Annotated in this window: 23 protein-coding genes; 14 read left to right on the top strand and 9 right to left on the bottom strand. The window is 68.0% G+C overall.

Annotated elements, in window-relative coordinates; translation table 11 throughout:
• Window positions 1-97 precede the first annotated feature (97 nt).
• The 3 genes from NS4_RS18810 to clpS are packed head-to-tail and all read right to left on the bottom strand — an operon-like array spanning window position 98 to window position 2,109.
• Window positions 98-1,159 (bottom strand): P1 family peptidase, encoded by a 1,062-nt coding sequence (locus NS4_RS18810; RefSeq protein ID WP_063060825.1) that lies wholly within the window; start codon window positions 1,157-1,159, stop codon window positions 98-100.
• Complete coding sequence (gene aosR / locus NS4_RS18805) at window positions 1,156-1,725, bottom strand: oxidative stress transcriptional regulator AosR (RefSeq protein WP_063060824.1); 570 nt, start codon at window positions 1,723-1,725, stop codon at window positions 1,156-1,158. The genes NS4_RS18810 and aosR overlap by 4 nt, the downstream gene beginning before the upstream one ends.
• Before the next feature lie 21 nt (window positions 1,726-1,746).
• Window positions 1,747-2,109 (bottom strand): ATP-dependent Clp protease adapter ClpS, encoded by a 363-nt coding sequence (clpS, locus tag NS4_RS18800; protein WP_063060823.1) that lies wholly within the window; start codon window positions 2,107-2,109, stop codon window positions 1,747-1,749.
• A 240-nt stretch (window positions 2,110-2,349) separates the two neighbouring features.
• Here clpS and NS4_RS18795 point away from each other — a divergent pair, with 240 nt between their 5' ends.
• The 5 genes from NS4_RS18795 to NS4_RS18775 all read left to right on the top strand — a co-directional run bounded on the left by NS4_RS18795 (window position 2,350) and on the right by NS4_RS18775 (window position 6,891).
• Window positions 2,350-3,600, top strand: coding sequence for a nicotinate phosphoribosyltransferase (locus NS4_RS18795; protein WP_245665531.1), 1,251 nt, complete (start codon window positions 2,350-2,352; stop codon window positions 3,598-3,600).
• Window positions 3,601-3,627: 27 nt separating this feature from the next.
• Entirely contained in the window at window positions 3,628-4,203 is a 576-nt protein-coding gene (locus NS4_RS18790) for an isochorismatase family protein (protein WP_063060821.1), read from the top strand.
• 103 nt (window positions 4,204-4,306) lie between these two features.
• On the top strand, window positions 4,307-4,654 hold the full coding sequence (locus NS4_RS18785; RefSeq protein ID WP_063060820.1) for an MmcQ/YjbR family DNA-binding protein: 348 nt from the start codon (window positions 4,307-4,309) through the stop codon (window positions 4,652-4,654).
• Between the two features lie 140 nt (window positions 4,655-4,794).
• The gene (locus NS4_RS18780; protein ID WP_063060819.1) at window positions 4,795-5,454 is read left to right on the top strand and encodes a PadR family transcriptional regulator; all 660 of its coding nucleotides are present in this window, start codon (window positions 4,795-4,797) and stop codon (window positions 5,452-5,454) included.
• A 228-nt stretch (window positions 5,455-5,682) separates the two neighbouring features.
• The gene (locus NS4_RS18775) at window positions 5,683-6,891 is read left to right on the top strand and encodes an FAD-dependent monooxygenase (RefSeq protein WP_063060818.1); all 1,209 of its coding nucleotides are present in this window, start codon (window positions 5,683-5,685) and stop codon (window positions 6,889-6,891) included.
• Between the two features lie 52 nt (window positions 6,892-6,943).
• On the opposite strand, the gene NS4_RS18770 is transcribed toward NS4_RS18775, so the two are convergent.
• The 3 genes from NS4_RS18770 to NS4_RS18760 all read right to left on the bottom strand — a co-directional run bounded on the left by NS4_RS18770 (window position 6,944) and on the right by NS4_RS18760 (window position 9,227).
• Window positions 6,944-7,168, bottom strand: coding sequence for a hypothetical protein (locus NS4_RS18770; protein WP_169811777.1), 225 nt, complete (start codon window positions 7,166-7,168; stop codon window positions 6,944-6,946).
• Window positions 7,169-7,203: 35 nt separating this feature from the next.
• Window positions 7,204-7,992 carry an HNH endonuclease family protein gene (locus NS4_RS18765; protein ID WP_063060816.1) on the bottom strand — a complete coding sequence of 263 codons (789 nt, stop codon included), beginning with the start codon at window positions 7,990-7,992 and terminating at the stop codon, window positions 7,204-7,206.
• Between the two features lie 557 nt (window positions 7,993-8,549).
• On the bottom strand, window positions 8,550-9,227 hold the full coding sequence (locus NS4_RS18760; RefSeq protein ID WP_245665521.1) for a phosphate signaling complex PhoU family protein: 678 nt from the start codon (window positions 9,225-9,227) through the stop codon (window positions 8,550-8,552).
• Window positions 9,228-9,332: 105 nt separating this feature from the next.
• On the opposite strand from NS4_RS18760, the gene NS4_RS18755 reads away from it, so the two are divergent.
• The 9 genes from NS4_RS18755 (at window position 9,333) to NS4_RS18715 (ending at window position 17,926) form a co-directional block, all read left to right on the top strand.
• Window positions 9,333-9,728 (top strand): nitroreductase/quinone reductase family protein, encoded by a 396-nt coding sequence (locus tag NS4_RS18755; RefSeq protein WP_063060814.1) that lies wholly within the window; start codon window positions 9,333-9,335, stop codon window positions 9,726-9,728.
• 272 nt (window positions 9,729-10,000) lie between these two features.
• Complete coding sequence (locus tag NS4_RS18750) at window positions 10,001-10,888, top strand: MlaE family ABC transporter permease (RefSeq protein ID WP_063060857.1); 888 nt, start codon at window positions 10,001-10,003, stop codon at window positions 10,886-10,888.
• Window positions 10,888-11,754, top strand: a complete 867-nt coding sequence (locus NS4_RS18745) for an MlaE family ABC transporter permease (RefSeq protein ID WP_063060813.1) — start codon at window positions 10,888-10,890, stop codon at window positions 11,752-11,754. Before NS4_RS18750 ends, NS4_RS18745 begins: the two co-directional genes overlap by 1 nt.
• Window positions 11,755-11,760: 6 nt before the next feature.
• Window positions 11,761-12,753, top strand: a complete 993-nt coding sequence (locus tag NS4_RS18740; protein WP_063060812.1) for an MlaD family protein — start codon at window positions 11,761-11,763, stop codon at window positions 12,751-12,753.
• Window positions 12,750-13,754, top strand: a complete 1,005-nt coding sequence (locus NS4_RS18735; protein ID WP_063060811.1) for an MlaD family protein — start codon at window positions 12,750-12,752, stop codon at window positions 13,752-13,754. The genes NS4_RS18740 and NS4_RS18735 overlap by 4 nt, the downstream gene beginning before the upstream one ends.
• Window positions 13,742-14,812: an MCE family protein gene (locus NS4_RS18730; RefSeq protein WP_063060810.1), complete on the top strand. Its 1,071-nt coding sequence runs from the start codon at window positions 13,742-13,744 to the stop codon at window positions 14,810-14,812. The genes NS4_RS18735 and NS4_RS18730 overlap by 13 nt, the downstream gene beginning before the upstream one ends.
• Window positions 14,812-15,912, top strand: coding sequence for an MlaD family protein (locus NS4_RS18725; RefSeq protein ID WP_063060856.1), 1,101 nt, complete (start codon window positions 14,812-14,814; stop codon window positions 15,910-15,912). The genes NS4_RS18730 and NS4_RS18725 overlap by 1 nt, the downstream gene beginning before the upstream one ends.
• Window positions 15,909-16,973 (top strand): MlaD family protein, encoded by a 1,065-nt coding sequence (locus NS4_RS18720; protein ID WP_063060809.1) that lies wholly within the window; start codon window positions 15,909-15,911, stop codon window positions 16,971-16,973. Before NS4_RS18725 ends, NS4_RS18720 begins: the two co-directional genes overlap by 4 nt.
• Complete coding sequence (locus NS4_RS18715) at window positions 16,970-17,926, top strand: MlaD family protein (RefSeq protein ID WP_063060808.1); 957 nt, start codon at window positions 16,970-16,972, stop codon at window positions 17,924-17,926. Before NS4_RS18720 ends, NS4_RS18715 begins: the two co-directional genes overlap by 4 nt.
• 14 nt (window positions 17,927-17,940) lie before the next feature.
• Here NS4_RS18715 and NS4_RS18710 read toward each other — a convergent pair whose 3' ends face one another.
• The 3 genes from NS4_RS18710 to NS4_RS18700 form a co-directional block, all read right to left on the bottom strand.
• Window positions 17,941-18,747 (bottom strand): hypothetical protein, encoded by an 807-nt coding sequence (locus NS4_RS18710; RefSeq protein WP_063060807.1) that lies wholly within the window; start codon window positions 18,745-18,747, stop codon window positions 17,941-17,943.
• Between the two features lie 81 nt (window positions 18,748-18,828).
• Entirely contained in the window at window positions 18,829-19,542 is a 714-nt protein-coding gene (locus NS4_RS18705; protein ID WP_063060806.1) for a VIT1/CCC1 transporter family protein, read from the bottom strand.
• Between the two features lie 68 nt (window positions 19,543-19,610).
• The gene (locus NS4_RS18700) at window positions 19,611-20,315 is read right to left on the bottom strand and encodes a metal-dependent hydrolase (RefSeq protein WP_063060805.1); all 705 of its coding nucleotides are present in this window, start codon (window positions 20,313-20,315) and stop codon (window positions 19,611-19,613) included.
• Between the last annotated feature and the right edge of the window lie 76 nt (window positions 20,316-20,391).

The raw sequence follows: 20,391 nt of genomic DNA, 5'->3' as shown, positions 1-20,391 counted from the left end.
CCCGACACCCTGCACGGCCCCTACCGCTCTGCTCGCGCACACCCTCGTCACACGCTGGCCCACCAGGTCCCCGGCCCGTCCCGCCGGAGGCGGGCGATCAGGTACCGAACAGGTCGTTGTAGGCCGGGATGCCGGCCACGGAGTGGGCGGTACGGATCGCGTCGACCACCGCGCGTTCGACGCAGACCGCGGCGGCGGTGCTCAGTGCGTCGATCACCGCCAGGTCGGCCGGGAACGCGGCGGGCAGGTCGGGCCCCTGCGGCGGTGTCGCGGTGCCGGTGGCCAGCGCGAAGAAGGTGTCCCCGTCGAGCGGGGAATGGGCCGGGCGGACCGCCCGGGCCAGACCGTCGTGGGCGACCGTGGCCAGCCGGCGGCATCCGGCCGGGTCCAGCGGTGCGTCGGTGGCGACCACTCCGATCGTGGTGTTGAGGACGGTGCCCTTGACCGGCAGCGCGTTCGCCGCCGCGAGTTCCTCGGCGGTACCGGGCCGCAGGCCGAAGTACTCGGGGCCGTCGGTGCCCGCGCCCCACGGTATCCCCGTGCGCGGGTCGAAAACCGATCCGACCGGGTTGGCGACGACCAGCGCGCCCACGGTCAGCCCGGCGGCGACGCCCTCGTCGAACCGGATACTGGCGCTGCCGATACCGCCCTTGAGCGCGCCGGCCTGGGCACCGGTCCCGGCGCCGACACAACCGCGCAGGAAATCGGGTCCGGCGGCGTCGGCGGCGTAATACCCGAATTCGGCGGTGGGGCGGGTGTTCCAGTCGCCGACCGGAAGGTCGAAGATCACGGCACCCGGCACGATCGGGACCACGCGAGTGGGGTCCTCGGGCGACATGGGCAGCCCTTCGCCGTGTTCCTCCAGCCAGCGCATCACCCCGTCCGCGGCGGCCAGGCCGTAGGCGCTCCCGCCGGTGAGCAGAATCGCGTGTACCTGCCGGACCGTATTCGCGGGGTCGAGTAGATCGGTCTCCCGAGTGCCGGGGCCGCCACCGCGCACATCCACCGCGGCGACCGCGCCGCCCGGCGCGCGGACCACCGTGCAACCGGTGGCCGCGCCGGAGCCGTGGGTCGCGTCCGGATCGAGTACGTGGTGGTGGCCGACGAGCAGGCCCGCCACATCGGTGAGCGCATTGCGCGCTCCGGGCGCGGCGGTCACGGGGCCATCGCCTGCAGCAGGGAGTCCTGCATCCAGGTCAGCCAGTGATAGACGTCCAGATGGGGAGCGCGTGGATCATCGGGCGGGAACTGCTCGGGCGTGTCGGCGTCGATCTCGAGTACCACGCCGAGGGCCAGCCGGACATCGGTGAGCGCGGTGAGCCAGGAGTCGGCCTCTTCCGGAGTGATCACGATCTTGCCGCCGTCTTCGGGGAGGGTGTTCAGCACCACCCCGGCGGCGGCCAGTTTCGCATCGATGATCTCCGGCTCGTGTAGACCGCGCAGCGCGCTGTTCAGATCGGCTCGTTCGGCGTCGGGGGAGCCCGGTTCGGCGCGATGGAATTCGGGCAGCAGCCGGGCGAGCCGCGGATCGTCGGGCGGCGCGGTATTACCGCTGCGCAGACCGGTGAGAGCGGCGAGCTCGTCCTCGGGGGCAGAGGAGGCGCGTTCACCCAGCAGACCCGAAACCGCTCCGACCAGCGAGCGCAGCACACTGGCTTCGCGCGCGTCCATCTCCGACCGCAGTTTGAGACCGCTCAATGAGTTCTTCCGGCTCCATTTACGCACGTCGCTACGGTAACCGTCCGATCAGTCGTCTCGTTGCATGGTCGCCCACAGGCCTGCCGCGTGCAGGCGGCGGACATCCTGTTCCATTTTGTCCCGCGATCCCGACGATACGACCGCTTTGCCCTCGTTGTGCACCTTGAGCATCAGTTCGGTCGCCTTGGCTTTGCTGTAGCCGAACAGCTTCTGGAAGATGTAGGCGACGTAGTGCATGAGGTTGACCGGATCGTCCCAGACCACAGTGACCCACGGCCGGTCCTCCGCCTCGAGGATCTCGGTGTACTCCACGGCCTCCGGTGTCGCCTGGGCCGCCGACAACGTGACGCCGGGGGCGCCGAGGAGGACCTCTGCCGTCGATGAGCGGGGTGCGGTGTTGCACAAGGCCATGAAACCAAGAGTACGACGCGCGGAGTAATTCACAACACCCGGAGCAGCAACGATGCCGCTCGTCCCCGCCTGCCCGGACGTCGCGTACCAGTCGCGACACGCCGCCGCGCGGGTTCGGTGCCCGGCACCGCCCGCGGCGGGCATCCCCGCCGCGGGCACGGGCTGTTTACAGTGACACCCGTGGACCTGCGCGACGCGGCCGGCAGCACCGCTCTGCTGACCGACCAATACGAGCTCACCATGCTGGCCGCCGCTCTCGCCGACGGTTCCGCGGCGCGGCGGTGCACCTTCGAAGTGTTCGCCCGGCGTTTGCCGCACGGTCGCAGGTACGGCGTCGTGGCCGGTACCGGCCGTTTCCTCGATGCGCTGGCCCGCTTTCGATTCGGTGAGCAGGAACTGGAGATCGCCGCCCGGTTCCTCGGCGCCGACACGGTCGCCTGGTTGCGCGATTACCGGTTCACCGGCGATATCGACGGCTATCCGGAAGGCGAGCTGTACTTCCCGGGTTCGCCGATCCTCTCGGTCACGGGAACCTTCGCCGAATGCGTGGTGCTCGAGACGCTGGCGCTGTCGGTGTTCAACCACGACAGCGCGATCGCCGCCGCGGCCGCCCGGATGGTGAGTGCCGCGGACGGACGCCGAATGATCGAGATGGGTTCGCGCCGCACCCACGAGCAGGCCGCACCCGCCAGCGCGCGGGCGGCCTACCTGGCGGGTTTCCACGCGACTTCCAATCTGGAGGCGGTCCGCCGCTACGGCCTGCCCGGCGCGGGTACCAGTGCGCACGCGTTCACCCTGGTGCACAGCGGTGTCGACGGCGAACACGAGATCGAGGCATTCCGCAGCCAGGTGGCGGCGCACGGCACCGGCACCACTCTGTTGGTCGACACCTTCGACATCACCCGTGGCGTGGCGCTCGCGGTCGAGGTCGCGGGTACGGAACTGGGTGCCGTGCGCATCGACTCCGGTGACCTCGGCGTCCTGGCCCGGCAGGTACGCCGGCAACTGGACGAGCTGGGCGCGGTGAAGACCCGGATCATCGTGTCCGGGGACCTGGACGAATACGCCATCGCGGCACTGCGGGCCGAACCGGTGGACGCCTACGGCGTCGGTACCCAGTTGGTCATCGGTTCCGGTGCGCCGACTGCCGGAATGGTCTACAAGCTGGTCGAAGTCGACGGGCTGCCGGTGGCCAAACGATCCAGTCACAAGGAATCCCGCGGCGGTGCCAAACGCGCGGTGCGCCTGGCTCGCGGCACCGGGACCATAGTGGAGGAGATCGTTTACCCGGCGACCGCCGACCGACCGGCGCCCGCCGGCTACGAGGTGCGCGACCTGCTGGTCCCGCTGGTGCGCGGCGGTGAGGTGCGGGACCTGCCCACCCTCGCCGAATCCCGGGATCTCCTCGCCCGCGGCTTGGTGAGTCTGCCGTGGGAGGGACTCAAACTGTCCGGCGGTGATCCGGCGGTTGCGACTACATTCCTGGTCTGACCGGGCGTACGCGAGGAGACTGAAACTATGAAACGCGCGCTGATCGTGGTGGATGTGCAGAACGATTTCTGCGAGGGCGGAGCGCTGGCCGTATCCGGTGGCGCCCGCGTCGCGGAGTTGATCAGCGAATATCTGGCGGAGAACCGATACGACGCGGTGGTGGCCACGCGCGATTACCACATCGATCCGGGCGCCCATTTCTCCGAGACACCCGACTATGTGGACAGCTGGCCGCCGCACTGCCGGGTCGGCACCCCGGGGGCCGATTTCCCTCCGCAATTCGATACCGCCGCGGTGCAGGAGGTCTTCTCCAAGGGTGAGTATTCGGCCGCCTACTCGGGATTCGAGGGCGCGTCGACGGCCGGGGAAACCCTCACCGAGTGGTTACGGGCCCGCGATATCGGCGCGGTCGACGTCGCCGGTATCGCCACCGACCACTGTGTCCGGGCGACCGCACTGGATGCCGTCGCCGCCGGTTTCACCACGCGGATCCTGCTCGGTCTCACCGCCGGCGTCGCACCGGAGGCCATCGAGAAAGCTCTGGACGAACTGAACCGGGCAGGGGTGGAGCTCTCCGGGGCCGTGGTCAGGGCCGGCGCCTGAGGGCGAGCCCACGATCTTCGGCTGCCGCGGAAGCCGACTCCGAGGTGTGCGAACGGTCCCACGGCGGGTGAACTTGTCACCGGCGACGGGCAGAATCACGGTCATGACCGCCACCGGGGACGATGTCCGCTCCTATGCCCTGGCCCTCCCGGCCACGACCGAAGAGTTCGCCTGGGGTATGCCGGTATTCAAGGTGGAGCGCCGGCTGTTCCTCACCCTGCCCGAGGACGAGACCTCGATGGCGGTGCGCTGCCCGGTCGTCGACCGCGACGAACTGGTGCAGGCCGAACCGGGCAAATTCTGGATCGCCGGGCACGAGGCGAACAACCCGTGGGTCCGGGTACGGCTCGCGGCGCTGGACGATCTGGACGAAATGCGCGACATAGTCCTGGATTCGTGGCGGCTGGCGGCGCCCGCATCCCTGGTCGCCGACACGGTGGAGACTTCGTAGCGACCGGCCCCTCCCCGACGGGCCGCGCTCGGTCTCGACGGCGAAGGCGTCACATAGCCCGGTTGACAGGGAAACCGGGATCGATCTCTTGCCGCCCATATACTCGTCAACGTATATTCGTAGGCGAGTAAGGAGGGTGTATGGCGAAGAAACGCAAGGTCGGCAATCTGCTGGCCCTCGCGGTGCTCGCGGTGATGCAGGACGAAGCCATGCACCGGTATCAGATCGCGGCCCGGCTGCGTGAATACGGCAAAGACCGGGACCTCGATATCAAATGGGGGTCGCTGTACACGGTTGTGCAGAATCTGGCGAAGGCCGGTTTTCTCGAGGTGGTGGGCAGTGAGCGTGCGGGGGCGCGGCCGGAGCGGGTGATCTATCGGATCACCGCCGCCGGACGTCGCGAACTCGTGGACTGGACCCGGGAGCTGATCGCGGAACCGGAACCCGAACGCGGCCGGTTCGTCGCGGGCCTGTCGATTCTGGCGGTGCTGCCGCCGGAGGACGTGGCCGAGCTGCTGGGCCGCCGGCTGGCCGTGCTCGACGAGCAGATCGCGCAGGTGCGCGCCGAGTTCGCCGAGCTCGCCGACACCTTGCCCCGGCTGTTCCTGATCGAATCCGAGTACGGGCTCGCCGTGCTCGAGGCCGAAGCGGAGTGGACCAGGGCGTTGCGCACCGAGCTGGTCGAGGGAACTTTTCCCGATCTGGCGGAATGGCGGGCCTGGCACCGGAACGGACCGGGTGTGGACAGCGCGCGCGCTCGCGCCTACGTGGAGGGGGCTGATAGCACGACGGATCAGTGAACCAACCGGGCCCGATGGAGGTGCGGCAACACCACCATCGAGCTCGGATCACCGTCTCGGACCGTGCCCGCGCGCACGCACACCCGGCCACGAGTTTGGCAGAACACAGGATAACCGGGTGGGTGGACGCCGGGGTGGTTCGGCAAGGAAACGGTCCGGACCGCGAGGTTCGCGGACCGTGCCGCCGCGGGTCGGCGGCGTCGATTCGAACTCCCGAGGAGTACTCCCATGTCCGCAACAGCGACCGCCCTGGTGATCGGCGGCGGAATCGCGGGGCCCGTGGTGGCCACCGCACTGCACAAAGCGGGTATCGATGCCCGCGTCTACGAGGCCTATCCGAGCCCCGCGTACACGATCGGCAGCGGCCTCGCCCTGGCGCCGAACGGTGTCGCCGCTCTGGATGTGATCGGAGCCGGGGACGCGGTCCGCGATATCGCCGTACCCATCCCGCGGATGGCGCTGTCGGTCGGCGCAAAGCTGCTGGACATGCCCGTGCTGGGTGATCAGCCGCCGCTGCAACTGGTCGATCGTGGCGAACTACACCGCACCCTGCACGAGCGGGCGGTGGCCGCCGGGGTGCCGGTCGAATTCGGCAAGCGGTTGGCCTCGGCGGAGCAGACCGCCGACGGCGTGCTCGCCCGGTTCACCGACGGGAGTACCGCCACCGCCGATGTGCTCATCGGCGCGGACGGAATCCGCTCCACCGTCCGGGGGCTGATCGATCCGGCGGCACCGGGCCCCGAATACACCGGGATGCTCGGTTTCGGCGCGACCGTGGACTGCGCGGTCGATATCGAACCCGGCACTATAGTTTTCGCCTACGGTTCGCGGGCCTACTACCTGTACTGGAGCGTCGGTCCCGGCCGGGTCGGCTGGGGGGCGAACCTGCCCAGCAAGGAATACCTCTCGCTCACCGACGCGCGCCGGATACCCGCCGAGCATTGGCTGGAAGTGCTGCGCGAGACCTACGGCGACGACACGCCGGGCGGGCAACTGGCCCGGGCCACCACCGCCGACCAGCTGGAGACCGTGGGCGCGTTGCACACCATGCCGCCGGTTCCGCACTGGCACCGGGGGCGAATGGTACTGGTGGGCGACGCGGTGCACGCGCCGTCGAACAGTTCCGGCCAGGGTGCGTCGCTGGCGATCGAGAGTGCGATCGAACTGGCTCGGTGCCTGCGGGACATCCCCGAACCGGCCGAAGCGTTCACGGCCTACGAGACCTTGCGCCGTGCCCGGGTGGAAGGTGTGGCAGCCCGCGCGGCCAGGATCAATCACAGTAAGACGCCCGGACCGGTGGCCCGCAGGATGATGCAGTGGCTGATGCCCGTCCTGGCGCGCACGGTGATGAAACCGGAGAAGACGGTCGCCATCGAGCAGCGCTACCGGATCGCCTGGGACGAGCCGGTGCTCCGCACCCCGGCCTCGGCCCGGTAGCCGAACGGCCCGGCGGCGAGGGTGGCTCGCCGCCGGGCCGTCCGGCCGGTCGTCAGCATTCGAAGGGGATCGTGTTTCCCGCGGCGTCGCGTGCCCCGATGCCCTTCACTATCGCTTCCTCGAGTTCCGCGACCGATTTCCAGGTCCGCGGCTCGTCGTCGTCCAGATTGCCGATCGCGTACCAGTCCTCGGTCTCCCGGTAGCGGACGAGGCCGAAGCCCTCGGGATCGACGGTGATGTCGAGATCGCCGGAGATGGTGCCGGCTTCCCGGGTCATCACCGATGCCGAGGCGGGTAACTCGATGACTTCGGCTATTTGAACTCACCCCGTTCGACGCAGTCGTCCACCGCGGTGCGCAGTGCGGTCTGTTCCTCTGGGTCAACACTCAGGCCGTACTTTAACTTGACCTGGACGTAATGCGAGACATAGCCACACCGGAAGCTTCCCGGCGGCAGGTAGTGCGCCGCGTCCTGGTCGCCCTTGGAACGGTTGGCCGACGGATCTGAGGCGATGAGGTTCAGCGCGTCGTTGGCGATCCGGCGCCGGGTGTCGGTGTCGAGGTCCTTGGCCCCCGAACGCCAGGCCTCGGCGAGGGGCACGATGTGCTCGGCGTCGACACTCTTGGCCTCGACGATGAACTTGTACGGCTTGAGCTTCCCGGTCTTGCTGTCCATGACGCCGTAGGCGTCCTGCCAGCCGCCGTCCTTACCGATCTTCAGATCGCAGGTCTTCGGATCGAGGCTCACCTCGCCGGTGGCATCGCGCAGCATCATGACCTCGCGGGTGGTGCATTTGAGGTATTGGGCGAACTCCGGACCGAAACCGTGTTCGGGTTCGTTGTTGTCCCAGTGCGGGAACTTCTCCCGGCTGTATCCGGCCATCCCGACCTCGGCCTTCACCGGCAGCTTGTCGAGCGCGGACCGTATCTCGGCGGCGGTACCGGCAACCGATTTCGCGGCGCCGGCGGCGGGGTCGGTCGGGCTGGGTGCACAGCCCTGCAGCAGAAAACCCGCGACCAGGGCTATCGCTATCAGCACGGGCACGACAAGGGCGGCGAACCTGCGGGCCGGGGCGGGCAGGGCAGAAAGCAGCGAGTTCATCGCCGGACCTCCGCGAATCGATGGGAGAGGGGCGCGATGCCCGCTTGGTGTTCATTTGCTGTGCGCTTCAACGAGATTCCTTGCCGAGGTACCGGGATGTGCCGAGCGTCAAGCTACCGGCCGGTCAGCTAACCGAAAGTTACTGTCCGGTGTGATATTCGGCATACCTGAGCGGGAGTACCCGATGGGGGAGCGGGGTATTCCTTCCTCCGGAAGGGCACCACCCCCGAGTCGCCGTGCCGGCGCCGACTCGGGGGTGGGCGTGTCACGAGCGAGGGCGCTGTATCCGGCGCGAGTCGCGGGCCGGTTGTCCGGACCGGCGGTCGCGACGCACCGCGGGGCTTGATGAGGGGGAGACCCGAGGTCTTTCCGCACCGGTGCGCTCGCCGTGACGTTCAGGGGGCCGGATGCGATCCGGCCGGTTCTCGATATGAAGCTGTAGTGGCCGCAGTGGGCCGGTATTCCGGCTCCGGGTGTACACCGATCCGCCGTCAGATGAAAAGCATAGGGAATTCCCATGATTGGGAGCGAGCGGGCGCGGGCGAGGGGCTGCGGCGTTATTCGGCGATATCGGCGTCCGCGTCGTCGGTGCGGATCTGGGCGGTCGGCGGGACACCGGTATCCAGGAAATGGATCAATCGTTCTATGCGTTCGGTGTGGTCCAGGGTCCGGGCCAGTTTGTGACCGACGAGGGCCAGCGTGATCGTGGTCTCGGTGGCGGCGTCCCCGGTCGAGGCCAACGCGTTGTGCAGTTTCTGGTTCAGTGTCTGCATGGTGTCGGCCCCTGTGTCCTCGGCGGGCGTGTGCCGGCCGCGGGTGACGGCGCGCTGGGCCCGGGCGGTGCATTCGGCGGTGAGGCCGGCCATCTGTGCCAGTACGTCGAGGATCGGCGGTCCGGCGATGGGGTCCGGGTGGGCTTGGTACACCTGATCGGCCACCCGGCTGAACAGCCGGCCGATCCGGGACAGTTCACCGGCGATCTGGATCGCGGTCACCACATGGCGTAGATCGCGCGCGACCGGTGCCTGTAGCGCCAGGAGCACGACGGTGCGCGCTTCGCAGGCGCCGTACATGGCCTGCAGTCGTTCGTCGAGGGCGAAGACCTCGTAGGTCGCGGCGAGGTCGGCCCCGACGACGGCATCGGTCACACGTTCGGCCGCTTCATGGGTGATACGGCACATCTGTGTCAGATCCGCTGTCAACGCGACGAGCTCGTTGGTGAACTGAGTTCGCACGGGGGAATTGTCGCCCATGGCGCGTGCTCCGGTCGAATGATCCGACGATTGCTTCGGCCGGGCGCCTTACGGGCGCGTCGGGGGCGCCGGTGTTACCGTCGCCACATGATCGACAGGCGACGTATGAAACATCGCATCGTCACCACAGTGCAGCGGCATGTGGCCAATCCGCTGAACCGGAAACGGTCGGCGCAGCAGCTGCTGGAGACCACGGGCCGGGTCAGCGGAGCGCCCCGGGTCGTGCCGGTCGGCGGCCGGCGGACCGGTAACGAGTTCTGGTTCGTCTCCGAGTTCGGTGACCGCTCGGATTATGTGCGCAATATCCGCGCGGACAACCGGGTCCGGGTGCGGTTGCGTGGTGAATGGCTGCCCGGCACCGCGCACCTGCTGCCCGACGACGACCCGGTTCGCAGGTTGTCTTCGCTACCGCGTGGCAACAGTGCCGCGGTACGGGCCATGGGTACCGATCTGCTGACGATCCGTGTCGATTTGGACGGCTGAGAATATTCGCGAATATTCGTGCGCACCGCACGGTTCGTTCGATGAAACGCGTTCTAATTCAATGTGAATATTCTTGTGACCGGTCGCGTCATCTCCAGAAATTGATGTGCGCGGCCGCTTTGTCGTGTTCACTGTCACACCCTCGCGGATTTGTCCGTCACCGCGCGTAACGATTAGCTTCCTCTCCGTTGGCATCGATGCCGGACCGGAGAGATCACACGCATGAATTCCGCAACAATCCGTCCCGCGAGAGCGGTACCTGGATCTCGGCCATGAACTCCGAGCGCCATACCGCGGCGATCGATTCCGTGGCCCGATCCGATTCCGCCGAACTCTCGCGAAAACCCTCCGCGCGAGAAATCGTCCAGCAGAATTTCTCGGGCACCATTGTTTCCTCGCTGCGCACCTTCGGCCGCGCGGTCGGTATGGCCCGGGAATCGGTCACCGGCGCGGCGTCGGATGTGGTGCGCGGCCGGTTCCAGTGGCAAGAGATGCTGATCCAGGCATGGCGGCTGGTCACGGTCACCGCCTTCCCGGCGATCCTGATGGCGATCCCGTTCGGGGTGATCGTGTCGGTACAGGTCGGCAATCTCATCCACAACCTCGGCGCCGATTCGCTGCTCGGCGCCACCGGCGGCCTCGGCGTCATCAAACAGGGCGCGCCCATGGCCACCGGATTCCTGCTCGGCGGCGCGGGGGCCGCGGCCATCGCGGCCGACCTCGGCGCCCGCACGATCCGCGAGGAGATCGACGCCCTGCACACCATGGGTATCAGCCCGGTGCACCGGCTGGTGATTCCCCGGATGGTGGCGATGCTGCTGGTCGCGCCGCTGCTCAATATTCTGGTGATCTTCGTCGGTGTCATCGCCGGATACCTGGTCGCGATCGGCGGGCAGGGTGTGACGCCCGGTTCCTACTGGGCGACCTTCGGTTCCTTCACCACCGCCGCCGACGTCTGGGTTTCGCTGCTCAAGGCACTCATCTTCGGATTCCTGGTGGTGATCATCGCCTGCCAGCGCGGTCTGGAGGCCAAGGGCGGGCCGCGCGGTGTCGCCGACGCGGTGAACGCCGCGGTGGTGCTGTCGGTCGTGTCGATCGTCATCGTGAATCTGGCCATGACCCAGGTGACCGCCATGTTCCTCCCGACCAGGCTGGCGTGATGGCCGCGACCTCCTACGCCCCGAAAGGGCTCGGATTCCTGGCGCGGTACTTCCGGCGCGGCAGCCGGATCCTGGGCGCGGTCGATTCGCTCGGCTTCGTGGTGGTGTTCTGCTGGCAGGTGCTGTCCTCGATCCCGCTGGCGTTGAAGCGCTATCGGGCCGAAACCCTGCGCGTCATCACCGATATGACCTGGGGCCGCGGTTCGGTGATCGTCGGCGGTGGGACCGTGCCCATGATGATCGTGCTGGGTCTGGTGATCGGCGCGTCGATCGGCGTGGAATCGTTCGCCACCCTGGACATGCTGGGAATGGGGCCGGTCACCGGTATCGTCTCGGCGTTCGCGACCACGCGCGAGCTGGCCCCCATCGCCGCCGCGGTGGGATTCGCCGCGCAGGCCGGCTGCCGGATCACCGCGGAGATCGGTTCGATGCGGATCTCCGAGGAGATCGACGCCATCGAGGCACTGGGTCTGCGGTCGGTACCGTTCGTGGTGACCACCCGGGTCATCGCCGGGGCCATCGCCATCGTGCCGACCTTCCTGATCGCGCTGATCGGTTCGTATTTCGCCTGCCGCGGCCTGATCACCCTGGTGCACGGCCAGTCCGCCGGCGTGTACGACCACTACTTCTTCCAGTTCATAGCCGGATTCGACATCGTCGCGGCGACGGTGAAGGTCGCCGTCTTCGGCACCGTGGTGATCTGTGTGCACAGCTACTACGGCTTCTTCGCCACCGGCGGGCCCGAAGGCGTCGGTATCGCCTCGGGCCGGGCCGTGCGCGCCAGTTTCGTCGCCATCATCGCCATCGATATGGTGCTGACCCTCCTGCTGTGGGGATTCGACTCGGCGATCAGCTTCACGGGATAGGGACAGATGCCGAAGTACGGAATGCCCGGGGTCGCCGCCGACCCGCGCAGTGCGCGGCGGGTCGGCGCGGTGATGGTCGCGCTCGTGGTGGTGCTCGCTCTGGCCGGTTACGGGTACCGGGAGCTGACCGCGGACGACGGATTGCGGATCGCCTTACGGACCGAACAGATCGGGGACGGTGTCGTGGCCGGCGCGCTGGTGCGGATCGACGGTGTCCAGGTCGGTTCCGTCACCGATATCGCGCCTGTCGGGCGGGGCACCCAGGAGATCGGGCTGCGCCTGGAGCGCGACCGCCTGCACGGGATCGACGACAGCATGCTGGTCGACTACGCGCCCGCCAACCTCTTCGGTATCAGCGAGATCGAACTGCGGCCGGGCGCGGGCGGCGCGCCGCTGGAATCCGGCGCGGTGGTCGATCTGACCGGACGCCGGGCCGCCGATGTGTACGACGCGACCATGGGCGCGCTGCTGCGTAGTCTCTCGCAGACCGGTGACACGGTGTTCACGCCCGATATGGCGATGGTGATCTCGCAGGCGGCCGCCGATGTGAAGGCGTTCACCCCGCTGGCCGAGGCGCTGATCACCGCGGGCCGGGTGATCGCCGACCATCAGTCGATGCCGGCGAACGAGCTGGTCGGGCGGCTGGGTCCGGCGTTCGAGGGCGGTGGCCAGTTCGCCGGCGCCACCATCGAGGTGCTCGACCAGATCGTCGATATCGATGTGCTGCGCACCGATCGCGCCGACTACGACGCGGGCGTCAAGGCGCTCACCGGCGATATCCTGCCGAGCCTGGCCGCGACCGCGCACAGCGCCGGGCAGCTGTCCGGGTACACCGACATGCTCGCGCCGACCCTGAACCTGCTGGCGCTGGCCGTTCCGGATCCGCAGCAGTCCGCTGCCGACCTGCGCACCCTGCTCACCCGCCTGGGTGTCGCGTTCAAGGACGGCCCCGACGGGCCGGTGCTCGATCTGGACGTGGAGCTGGGAGGTGCGCGATGACCGCACGCCGGGCCGCCTGGCGGCTGGCCCTGTTCGCCGGGGCGATGGGCCTGGTGCTGGCGCTGGTGATCGGGGCCATCGAACGGCCCGTGAACGGTGCGACCGAAACCCATCACGCGCTGTTCACCGATGCCAACGGGCTGAAGACCGGTGACGACGTCCGGATGTTCGGTGTGCAGGTCGGCAAGGTGGAGGCCGTGACGCTGGAGGGCGACCGGGCGAAGGTCCGCTTGACCGTCACCACCGCCACCCCGGTCTACGACAACAGCACCCTGGCCATCCGATACCAGAACCTCACCGGCCAGCGCTATATCGACCTGCAACAGCAGCCGAACGCCGGGATCCGGCTCGATGACGGATCGACCATCGGCCCGGAACAGACCATTCCGTCGTTCGATGTGACCAGCCTGTTCAACGGCCTGCAGCCGGTGCTGGCGACCCTCTCGCCGGAGGCCCTCAACCAGTTGACCGAGAGCCTGCTCGCCGTGATCGAGGGCGACGGCGCCGGTATCGGTCCGGCCCTGGACGCCATCGGCACACTGAGCGAATACGTGGGCGACCGGCAGCAGGTGATCGGCACCCTCGTCCGGAACATGTCGGATCTGTCCGACCGGGTGGGTGGCCGGCTCTACCATCTGGTGCCGCTGCTGGCCCGGCTCACCGATATCTTCCAGGCTCTCCAGCGCAATGTCGGCGGGCTGGCCGATTTCGCGATCAGCGCGCCTTCGGTGCTCGAACCGGTGGACCGGCTACTGGCCGCGGCCGGATTGAGCCCGGAGATGGGCCCCGATATCGATGCCATGATCCGCGGCCTGTTCCCCGACCCGCAGCAGGCCGTCGATGTCTTCGGCCGCCTGCCCGGGTTGCTGGCCGCGGTGGACACCTCCTTCCCCCGGACGCCGGCGGGGTTCCGGCCGGAGTGCAGTAAGGGCACGGCCGAGGTACCGGCTCCGGTGCGGGTACTGATCGGCGGACAGCGGGTGGCGATATGCAACGGGTGAGGCTCGGGAAGCGGGCGGCGGTACCGGTCCGGTGGTTCGACCGCGACCAGCCGATCACCGACGAACCGACGAAACTGCGCAAACAGCTGCGGCTGGGCCTGATCGGCGTGTGCGCGGTGGCGCTGCTGGCGGTGGCTGTCGGGACGCTGTATGTGGTGCCGCTGGGCAAGCGGACCTACACCGCCGAACTCAGCGAGGCCCAGTCGGTGAAACCCGGCGACGACATCCGCCTGGCCGGGGTACCCGTGGGCGAGGTGAAATCGCTGGATCTGCGACCGGACCGCGTGCTCATGCGATTCACCGTGGACCGGGATGTGTTCGTCGGCGACCGCAGCTCCCTGGATATCCGGATGCTGACCCTGGTCGGCGGCCACTATGTGGCACTGTTCCCGGCGGGTAGCGAAGAACTGGGTGACAAACCGATTCCCGCCGACCGGGTCCGGCTGCCCTACAGCCTGATGGAAACCTTCCAGGACGCCACCACGCCGCTGCGGGAAACCGACGGCGACACCCTGCGCCGCAATCTCGCCGCGCTCGACACCTCCATCGACGCCGCGCCGGAATCGCTGCGCAGCGTGCTGGACACGGTCGGCAGTTATCTGGACGCCATCGAACGCCAGCGCACCCAGGTGTCGAACGCCATCGCGACCGCGGACGAGTACGTCACCATGTACGACGGCGCGAAAACAGATCTGGGCCGTCTGATGGACAACGTCAATCTCATGGAGACGGTCCTGTTGGACAAACGCGCCGAATTGCGGCAGGCGCTGGCGCTGCTGAGTTCGGTGGTGCAGCGGGTGAGCGCGCTGGCCCCGGCCTGGGACGACACCCTCCGCCCGAAGGTCGGTCAGCTGGCCGACGCCCTGCCTCGCTTGCAGGAGTACGGCAACCAGTTGGAGCCGATGATCGTTTCGGCGCAGAGCCTGGCCACGAAACTGCGCGAGCTGACCGGTCCGGACGGCGGAGTGCGGATCGACCGGTCGGGGACCACGGTGACCGCCCCGGCACTGGATCCCGGTGCGCTCGTCTGTGTCCCGCTGCCCGGGAAGGCGTGCTGATGGTCAGGAAACTACTCGGGTCGCCGGCGCTCATGTCCATCACCGGGGCGCTGGTGCTGGTGCTGGCAGTGGCGGCGGCCTATGTGATCGCGTTCGAACCGCTGAAGCAGACCCGCGCGTACTGCGCGCTCATGCCGGACAGTATCGGCCTCTATGCGGGCAATCAGGTTTCGATGCGGGGAATCGCCGTCGGCACGGTGACCGGTATCGCGCCGGAGGGCGCGAAGGTGCGGGTGGATTTCGAGGTCGACGCCGACCATCCGCTCTACGCCGACTCCGGCGCCACGACGGTGTCCAACACGGTGGTCGCCGACCGGGAACTCGCGGTGCTGTCGAGCGGGAAGACCACCGAGGAATGGGATCCGGGCAAGTGTGTGACCAAGACCCTCACTCCGAAGAGCCTGACCCAGACCGTGACCGCGCTCGCGGAGCTGTCCGATCAGATCGGCGGCACCGAAACCCGGCCGGGTGCCCTGGCCGGTGGGCTGGACGCGCTCGACACGGCCTCCGCCGGTACCGGACCCCAGATCAACCATCTGATCGATCAGCTGGGCCGGGTCCTGGAATCACCGGACGCCGATATCGCCCACCTGGCCGGCATCTTCGACGCCTACGCCTCGGTATCCAACAAGGTGGCCGAACACTGGGGTGATCTGAAACTGATGCTCACCCGGCTGGCCCCGACCCTGAACCAGGCGCACACCGAACTGCTCACCCCCGGTATCGCGCTGTTCGACGGGCTGGGCGAAATCCTGCCCGTCCTCAACGATCTCACCGTGATCCTGGCCGATCCGCTCATGTCCTCGCTCGACGGCCTGGTGCCGCTGGTGAAGCTGCTGCGCGCGAATGTCGGGTCGCTCGGCGATATCGTGCGCACCACGCCGGTGCTGGTCTCGGCGTTCCGGACGGTCACCGATCCGGTGAGCGGGGTACCCGGACTCACCTACGCGCCCCCGCGGGTGGCCGTCCCGCAGGCGAACGCCGAGCAGGTGTGCGCGGCGGTGAACGCGGTCTCGCCCGGCCGCTGTGCCGGTGCGGCCGACGGGATGGTCGATCTGGATCTGATACGGCTGGTGCTGGGATCGGTAGGTGCTCGATGACCGCGCGGATCACGGTGGATCTCACCCGCCTGCGGCGCGGCCTGGCCGCGTTCGGCCTGGCGGCGACGCTGGGCGTCGCGGGCTGTGCGTTCGATCCCTCCGAGATCCCGGTGCCCGGAGCCATGGTCGCCGGGGACAGCTACCGGTTGCGGATCGAATTCACCAATGTGCTGAATCTGCCCGCGCGGGCCAAGGTCATCGCGGGCGGTGCCCAGGTCGGCAATGTGGACAAAGTCGAGGTCGTGCCCGGCGACGCGTCGGGTCCGGGATATGTGGCCGTGGATATCGAGGTCGCGGATTCGGTCGAGCTACCGGCCACCACGATCGCCGAACTCCGGCAGAACACTGTGCTCGGGGATATCCATATCGCGCTGACCACCCCGCCCGGCGAATACGGCACGCTGCTGCGCCCCGGCGACACCATCACCCGCGACCGCACCCGGCCGCCGGTGCAGCTCGAGGACACCATGGCCGCCATCGCGTTCTTCGTGAACAGCGGGTCGGTGGGGCAGTTGCAGGACATCGTCAACCGCGTCAACTCGGTGCTGCCGCAGGATCCGGCGGAGACAAAGAGGATCGCGCAGGTTCTCGCGACCGATACGGTGGATCTGGCCGCGCACCTGGACCAAGTGGATCTGCTGCTGTACGGCGTCGCGTCGAATGCCGAGGTGATGCACGGGATCCAGGACGAGCTGGACAATATCCTGCGCCCGGAGTCGGTCCGGCAGATGAGCGCCGCTACCGAATCCATCGCCGGGGTCACCGAGATCTTCGGTGGGCTGGGCCCGGTGGGCGGGTCGCTGACCTGGCTGGCCCCACTCGCGCAGTCCGGCGGTGCGGCCGCGGCGGCGCTGATTCCGATGGTGACCGGCGGACCGCTGGACCTGCGGCAGCCCTCGAACCTGAACCTGCTGGTCGCCCTGCTGCGGGACAAGGTCATCCCGTTCGTGGAGAACGGGCCCCAGGTGAACCTGCGCTCGGTGCACGCCGAGGATATGTCCGCGGACGACCAGGTGAACCGGATCATCGAAACCCTGCGCATGATCGGAGCCGTGCGATGAAGATCGGGCCACTGGCGTCGCTGGGCGGTATCGCGGCCATCACCGTGCTCGGTGCGAGCTATCTGACCTTCGGGGTGGTGCGTGCGGATCCGTTCACCGAGTATCTGAACGCCTCACTGGTGCTCGACGATTCCGGCGGGCTCGGAGTGGGGGCACCGGTCCTGCTCACCGGTATCGAGGTCGGCCGGGTGACCTCCGTCGACCGCGTCGCAGACGGGGTGGAAGTCGGTTTCCGAGTGGACGATTCCCATCGCCTGCCCACCGACAGCGTCGTCACCGTCGAACACCTCTCGGCGCTCGGGGAACCCTATGTGCAATTCGCGCCCAAGACCGGGGTGGGCCCGTACCTGCGCGACGGGCAACGGCTGGAATCGGAGGACATACACAGCCCGCTGTCGATTCCGGAGGCCGCGCGGATGCTCACCCGGACCATGAACCAACTCGACCCGGCGACCATGGGATCGCTGGTACGGACCCTGCGCGATGCCCTGCACGGCACCGACGCGGTGCTGCCCGAACTCACCCGTGCCGCCGATCTGCTGGCGGCCACGATCATGTCCCGGGAACCGCGTATCGCCGAACTGCTCGACAATTTCGAGACTGCCGCCGCGGACAGCGACTGGTCCGGTCCCGCCACCTCCGCGGCGGCCGCCGAATTCACCCGGTTCGCCGAAGTGCTCGACGATTTCATCGAAGCGGTGGGCAGGTTCACCGGCGCCGAGGGATCACCGGAGAGGTATTTGAGCGACGACGGCCTGGTCCCGCTGCTGCAGCGCCTGCGCGAGTTCCTCGACGAAGCCGGCCCCGAACTGGCCGCCCTGCAACCCGGGCTGGTACCGCTCACCGACGCGCTGAACGGCGCTGTACCGCAACTCGATATCGGTAGCCTGATCGGTCAGGCGTTGCAGAGCACCACCGACGATTCGGTGCGGCTGCGAGTAGGGATCAAGTAACCGGACCGGTGAGTTCAGGGCTGGTCCGGAGCGTCGATATTCGCGCGGCCGAGGATGGCCTGGGCCTGGTTGTCGACATCGCCCAGGGCCGAGATCAGGTCCAGCGCCCCGAGTTCGAAAGGGGTCTCCTCGGCCATCTGCCGCAGTTCGGCCAGGACGGAATCGATATCGTCCTCGGGCGGGCGGCGGCGTCTGGGATCCGGGGCGTCGATCGGTTGCCAGGCGATGGCCTGCTGCCACCACGGGTCACCGGTCGCCCAGGCCCAGATCGTCTTGCGCACCAAAATCGCGTCGTCGGTGTAGAGCTGGAAGAACGCGTCGAGGTCGCGATGTTCGAGCTCGAATATCCCTTCCGGTAATCGGCGCGCCCGGATATGACACATGGGCGCGCGGATCACTTTCAGCGCCGGGTCGCGCGGATCCGGCGGGGTTTCCAGGATCTCGTCGAGGATGCTCTCGGTGAGATAGGGCAGCCGGAAATCGCCCGCGGTCACCGGGACCCGGGCGGCGCCCCGCGGATTGTAGAAGCGGCGGGTGGCGACATCGAGCACGGCCAGGTCGCGGTCGGCGGTGAGGGCCAGCAGTGCGCGCAGACAGTCGAAACGATCATCGACGGTGGCCTCCAGCAGTGCCCCGCGGGCTTCCGGACGTCGGTACACCCGCAACCCTGTGCCGGAACGGTGTATCAGCGTGCATACGACCCCCACCGGTTGCGGCGGCGGCGTCGGCTCGGGTGCACCGGCCAGGGCCTGATAACGCTCGTAAGCCTGTGCGGCCGACTCGATCCCGGCCGCGGGCAATACGGCGAATAGAGAACTCACCCGCCAAGTACAGCAAAGTATCCGACTCGCCGCTGGTTCACTTAACAGAAATAGCTCTCCGGCAGCAGGATTCGCGGCAGATCAGATGCCGGTGACGTCCGCGAGCTGGCCGATCCCGTAGGTGACCGCCATCGCCAGTGCGCCACCTGTCACCACCCGGGCCATCGCACGCGGCCGGCTGCTGCCACCGAGCCCGGCACTGATCGAACCGGTGAGCGCCAGCGCCAGCAGGACCGCGACCATGGTGACAGGTATCCGCGCCGACTCCGGCGGGAGCAGGATCGCCAGCAGCGGTAGCAGCGCGCCGACGGTGAACGCAACCGCCGAGGACAGCGCGGCGTGCCACGGATTGGTCAGCTCGTCGGGGTTCAGTCCCAGCTCGGCCTCGGCGTGCGCGGCGAACACATCGTAGGCGGTGAGTTCCTCGGCCACCTTCCGCGCGGTTTCCGCGGACAATCCCTTGGCGTGGTAGATGGCGGTGAGTTCGTCGAGCTCGTCGGCCGGATCCTGCGCCAGTTCCCGGCTCTCCTGCTCCAGCAGCGCCTTCTCCGTATCGCGCTGGGTGCTCACCGAGACGTACTCGCCGACCGCCATGGAAATTGCTCCCGCGCTGATGCCCGCGATACCCGCGGTGAGAATCGTGTCGGTACTCGACGACGCGGCCGCGACCCCCACCACGAGCCCCGCGGTCGAGACGATCCCGTCATTGGCGCCCAGCACTCCGGCCCGCAGCCAATTGAGTCTGGCCGCCAGCCCGGTCTCCGGGAGGTATTTGTCCTCCGCTGCCTCGGTCATAGCCGCACACTAAGCCAATATTCGCAGGTGAGGACACGCTTGGTGGCCATGGGTTGCTCGCGCACGTCCTAGTTGGGCACCGCGTACACGTACAGCAACCCGACCGTGACCAGGCCCATCAGCGGGGTCAGTACCCAGGTCTCCACCTTGTTCCCGGTCCGGGAGATGATCGGCACCGCCAGCCGGGGCTTCAGCGGCCACAGCAGCGGACAGCCCCGGTCGGTGAGGCAGTCGCCGACGATATGGATGAGCGTCCCCAGCCCGATCGCGAACGGTAGCCAGTAGGGCGCGTCCGGTAGCCAGCGGTCCATCAGCACGGTGCCGCCGCCGGCCAGTAGCACGCACATCCCATAGGCGCGCAGCGAATCGCCCTTCGGCGTCAGGTGCAGCGCCCGGACCCCGAAGGCGAGCATCACGAAGATCATGCCCGAGGTGAAATACCGGCCGAGATGGTGCACTCCGGCCCAGGTCGCCCAACCGGCGAGCAGGATGAACAGCAATCCATGCGTCCCCTTGCGGTGTCCGCCGGACACCACCGAAACCCCTTTCGCGAGCGCGTTGCTCACCGGGCCGAGTGATTGGGCGATGGTGCCGTTCGGATGGTCGATATCGGGAAGCAATGCCGCGCCTGCCGTGATCAACGCTCCCAGAACGAGTTCGAGCGCGCTGATCTCCACCGGCCCCTGCACCACCTCCATCACGGGAGTCGGAACGACGGTGGCGGCGGTGACGAACGCGAGCGCGCCGCTGGTGGCGTGGGAATGGCCGAGCACTGACTCTCCGATATCTGAAAAGCGAACGAACGGTAGCGTTCAAGTTAGCAATCGATTCCGACACCCCCGTATTCCG

The sequence above is a fragment of the Nocardia sienata NBRC 100364 genome, from assembly GCF_001613205.1.
Lineage (GTDB): Bacteria > Actinomycetota > Actinomycetes > Mycobacteriales > Mycobacteriaceae > Nocardia > Nocardia sienata.
The sequence above is the reverse complement of the archived record's forward strand: the minus strand, read 5'-3'. Positions and strand labels throughout refer to the sequence as shown.